The sequence below is a fragment of the Cupriavidus sp. 01L46 genome (genome assembly GCF_056399905.1).
In genome coordinates, this window is record NZ_JBFTSF010000480.1 from 1 (window position 1) to 3,152 (window position 3,152).

Sequence of the window (3,152 nt, forward strand, 5' to 3'; positions counted from 1 at the left end):
GATCAAGGTGCTGTCGCGCCTGGACATCTCGGAAAAGCGCGTGCCGCAAGACGGCCGCATGAAGCTGCTGATCGCGCTGCCCAAGGAAAAGGGCGGCGACAAGGACGGCAAAGACAGCAAGGAGCCCAAGGAAACCGTGGAGAAGGCGATCGATTTCCGCGTCTCCACGCTGCCGACGCTGTTCGGCGAGAAGATCGTGATCCGGATCCTGGAGTCGTCGTCCGACAAGCTCGACATCGACCAGCTCGGCTACGAGCCGGCGCAAAAGGCGCTGTTGCTGGACGTGATCAAGCGCCCCTACGGCATGGTGCTGGTTACCGGCCCCACCGGCAGCGGCAAGACGGTGTCGCTGTACACCTTCCTGAACCGGCTGAACCAGGGCGACATCAATATCTCGACCGCCGAGGATCCCGCGGAAATCCAATTGCCCGGCATCAACCAGGTCAACGTCAACGAAAAGGCCGGCCTGACTTTCTCCGCCGCGCTGCGCTCCTTCCTGCGCCAGGATCCCGACATCATCATGGTCGGCGAAATCCGCGACCTGGAAACCGCCGACATCTCGATCAAGGCGGCGCWGACTGGCCACCTGGTGTTCTCGACGCTGCATACCAACGACGCGCCGACCACGCTCACGCGCCTGATGAACATGGGTGTCGCGCCCTTCAATATCGCGTCGAGCGTGCTGCTGATCACCGCCCAGCGGCTTGCGCGTCGGCTGTGCACCTGCAAGCGCCCCGGAGAGCTGGCCCGCGAGGTGCTGGCCGACGCCGGCTTCCAGGACGAGGACCTCGACGGCAGCTGGCAGCCTTACCATCCGGTCGGGTGCGAGCGCTGCAACGGCAGCGGCTACAAGGGCCGCTGCGGCATCTACCAGGTGATGCCGATCACCGAGCCGATGCAACAGATCATCCTCGCGCATGGCACGGCACTGGAAATCGCCGAACAAGCGCGTAAAGATGGCGTGCTATCGTTGCGCGAAGCTGGCCTGGCCAAGGTGAAGCAGGGTCTCACCTCGCTCGAAGAAGTGCTGGCCACAACAAATATGTAAAACAACAAAAGATGTCATTAGGGGTCAATCATGGCGACACGCGCACCAGCCGCAGCCGCTCGCAAGGCGGCCGCGCCCAAGGGGAAACCAGGGCGTAAAGCGCCCACGCAGTACCTGTTCGAGTGGGAAGGCAAGGACCGCAAGGGCAAGGCGTTCTCGGGCGAGCTGCGCGCGCAGAGCCAGGCCGAGGTCAATGCCACGCTGCGAAAGCAGGGGCTGACGGTCGTCAAGCTGAAAAAGYGGCGGGCCGCGCGCGGGCGGAAGATTACCCAGAAGGACATCGCGTACTTCACGCGCCAGCTCTCCACCATGCTCAAGGCGGGCATCCCGCTGCTGCAATCGATCGACATCATCGCGCGCGGSCAYGCCAACCCCAACTTCACSCAGCTGCTGTCCGASATCCGCTTYGACATCGARKCCGGYAGCAGCATGGCGCAGGCCTTCCGCCGCCATCCGCGCTACTTCGACACGCTCTACTGCAACCTGATCGATGCCGGCGAGCAGGGCGGTATCCTGGACTCCCTGCTGGAGCGCTTGTCGCTCTATATGGAAAAGACCATCGCGCTGAAGAGCCAGATCAAGTCGGCCATGATCTACCCGATCGCCGTGCTGACCGTGGCCTTCGCGGTAACGGTCATCCTGATGATCTTCGTGATCCCCGCGTTCAAGGGCGTGTTCTCCAGCTTCGGCGCCAACCTGCCGGCGCCGACCCTGGTTGTGATCGCCATGTCGGACTTCTTCGTCGACAATTGGTACCTGATCATCGGCGCGCCGATCATCGGCATCACGATGTATTTGCGCGGGCTAAAACGCTCGGAAAAGGTCCAGCGCGCCAGCGACCGCCTGCTGCTCAAGCTGCCGATCTTCGGCTCGCTGTTCCGCAAAGCGGTGATTGCCCGCTGGACCCGCACGCTTGCCACCATGTTCGCCGCCGGCACGCCGCTGGTGGAGTCGATGGAATCGGTCGCCGGCGCCGCCGGCAACTGGGTCTACTACGACGCCACCAAGGAAATCGAGCAATCGGTACGCATCGGTACCAGCCTGACCAACGCCATGCAGGCCACCCATGTCTTCGACAGCATGGTGTTGCAGATGACGCAGATCGGCGAGGAGTCCGGCGCGCTGGACAATATGCTGCTGAAGGTGGCGGAGTTCTACGAGCGCGAGGTCGATGACGCTGTCGCCGCCATCTCCAGCCTGATCGAGCCGCTGATCATCGTGATCCTGGGCGTGCTGATTGGCGGCATGGTGGTGGCAATGTATCTTCCGATCTTCAAACTGGGACAGGTGGTGTAAGGCATGTGGCTGTTTTCCGCGGATGGCGCCAGTGGCGCGATTTCTTCACTGGCTGCCCCCGCGCAGACCATTGCCGAGCTGGCGGCGCTGCCGCCCTGGTTCCTGGTCGCCGCCGCTGCGCTGATCGGCYTGCTGGTYGGCAGCTTCCTCAACGTGGTGGTGCACCGCCTGCCGCGCATGATGGAGCACGACGAAGCCAACTACATCGCGTCGCTGCGCGACGACCCGATCCCCCACCCCGAGCCCTACAACCTGATGGTGCCGCGCTCGGCGTGCCCGCACTGCGGACACGCCATCGGCGTGCTGGAGAACATCCCGGTACTGAGCTACATGTTCCTGCGCGGGCGCTGTTCATCGTGCGCCGCGCCCATCGGCGCGCGCTATCCACTGGTGGAAGCGGGCACCGCACTGCTCACCGCGCTGGCCGCCGCGCACTTCGGCCCAACCTGGCAGGCTCTCGCGGCCATCGCCCTGATCTGGGCCCTGATCGCCCTCACCCTGATCGACGCCGACACACAGCTACTGCCCGACCAGATCACGCTGCCGCTGGTATGGCTGGGCCTGCTGCTCAATCTCGGCKGGCTGTTCGCACCGCTGGCGGATGCCGTGATCGGCGCGGCCGCCGGCTACCTCCTGCTGTGGACGGTGTACTGGATCTTCAAGCTGGTGCGGGGCAAGGAAGGCATGGGCTATGGCGACTTCAAGCTGATGGGCGCGCTGGGCGCCTGGTTCGGCTGGCAGGCCCTGCCGGCGCTGGTGCTGCTCTCCTCCGTGGTGGGGCTGGTTTTCGCGCTTGCCAATATCGCGC

3 protein-coding genes are annotated in these 3,152 nt (G+C 64.2%); all 3 read left to right on the top strand.

Going from position 1 to position 3,152, the window contains the following annotated elements; genetic code table 11:
- Positions 1–1,048: ATPase, T2SS/T4P/T4SS family (locus AC1DS3_RS37165; RefSeq protein ID WP_477129195.1), on the top strand; the 1,048-nt coding region annotated here is incomplete at its 5' end.
- Positions 1,049–1,078: 30 nt separating this feature from the next.
- Entirely contained in the window at positions 1,079–2,344 is a 1,266-nt protein-coding gene (locus AC1DS3_RS37170; RefSeq protein WP_477129196.1) for a type II secretion system F family protein, read from the top strand.
- A gap of 3 nt (positions 2,345–2,347) precedes the next feature.
- The coding region (locus AC1DS3_RS37175) for a prepilin peptidase (RefSeq protein WP_477129197.1) at positions 2,348–3,152 on the top strand (805 nt) is incomplete at its 3' end.